Source organism: Nocardiopsis lucentensis DSM 44048, assembly GCF_000341125.1.
GTDB lineage: Bacteria > Actinomycetota > Actinomycetes > Streptosporangiales > Streptosporangiaceae > Nocardiopsis > Nocardiopsis lucentensis.
This window is the reverse complement of the sequence record NZ_ANBC01000002.1, coordinates 1-1,258: the sequence shown is the minus strand read 5'-3', so window position 1 is coordinate 1,258 and position 1,258 is coordinate 1. Positions and strand designations below refer to the sequence as shown.

2 protein-coding genes are annotated in these 1,258 nt (G+C 70.6%); one reads left to right on the top strand and one right to left on the bottom strand.

All coding sequences use genetic code 11. The features are described from left to right. The coding region (locus D471_RS0100020) for an aminotransferase class III-fold pyridoxal phosphate-dependent enzyme (protein ID WP_017596729.1) at positions 1-931 on the bottom strand (931 nt) is incomplete at its 3' end. A 155-nt stretch (positions 932-1,086) separates the two neighbouring features. Here D471_RS0100020 and D471_RS38065 point away from each other — a divergent pair. Further along, positions 1,087-1,258, top strand: a 172-nt coding sequence (locus D471_RS38065; RefSeq protein WP_193789724.1) for a PucR family transcriptional regulator ligand-binding domain-containing protein, incomplete at its 3' end; no start/stop codon positions are given.

Genomic DNA, 1,258 nt, shown 5'->3' with positions numbered 1-1,258 from the left:
CGGCGTCCATCAGCTCGGCGCGGCCGGTCACGGCGGCCAGCGGCAGGCCGCCCGCGATGCCCTTGGCGGTGGTGATGAGGTCGGGGACGATCCCCTCGTGGTCGCAGGCGAACATGTCGCCGGTGCGGGCGAAGCCGGTCTGGACCTCGTCGGCGACGAACACGATGCCGTTGGCGCGGCAGAAGTCCACGACCGCGGGCAGGAACCCGGCGCCCGGCTCGATGAAGCCGCCCTCACCCTGGATCGGCTCGATCACCACGGCGGCGACGTTCTCCGGGCCGATCTGCTTGGTGATCTGGTCGATGGCGGCCCTGGCGGCCTCGGGGCCGCAGTTCTCGGCGCCGGTCGCCCAGCGGTAGGGGTAGGCCATCGGCACGCGGTAGATCTCGCTCGCGAACGGCCCGAAGCCCTGCTTGTAGGGCATGTTCTTGGCGGTCAGGCCCATGGTGAGGTTGGTGCGGCCGTGGTAGGCGTGGTCGAAGACGACGACGGCCTGGCGGCCGGTGGCGCTGCGGGCGATCTTGACCGCGTTCTCCACCGCCTCGGCGCCGGAGTTGAGCAGGATCGAACGCTTCTCGTGGTCGCCCGGGGTGACGCGGTTCAGGGCCTCGCACACGTCCACGTAGGCCTCGTACGGGTTGACCATGAAACACGTGTGGGTGAACCGGCCGAGCTGCTCGGCGGCGCGCTCGACGACGCGCGGGTCGGCGTTGCCGACGTTGGTCACCGCGATGCCGGAACCGAAGTCGATCAGGGCGTTGCCGTCGATGTCCTCGACGATCCCGCCACCCGCGCGCTCGACGTAGACCGGCAGCACGCTGCCGACGCCCTGGGCGACCGCCGCCGAACGGCGCTCCTGGATCGCGCGGCTCTTCGGGCCGGGGATCTCCGTGACGATCCGGCGTGACTGGACGACCTCGGACGTGGCCATGCGGCTGCCTCCTGTGAACGGGCTCGGGTGAGGGAGTCGATCCGACTGCCATGACCTTAGGCGGCGCGGAACGGGGCAGACATGGACACAGTGGATAATTGATCCAGGGACCTGCGCCAATGCGGCGCGAGACACGTCGTACGGAGGGAGAGCGGATGCCCCCGACCCTGGGCGCCCTGCTGCGGACACCGCGTCTGCGGCTGCGTCTGCTCAACGGCGAGGACCAGTTGGACCGGAGGGTCGCGTGGGTCGCGGTCAGCGAACTCACCGACCCCACCCCCTACCTGGCCGGGGGCGAACTCGTCCTGACCACCGGGGTGCGCTGGG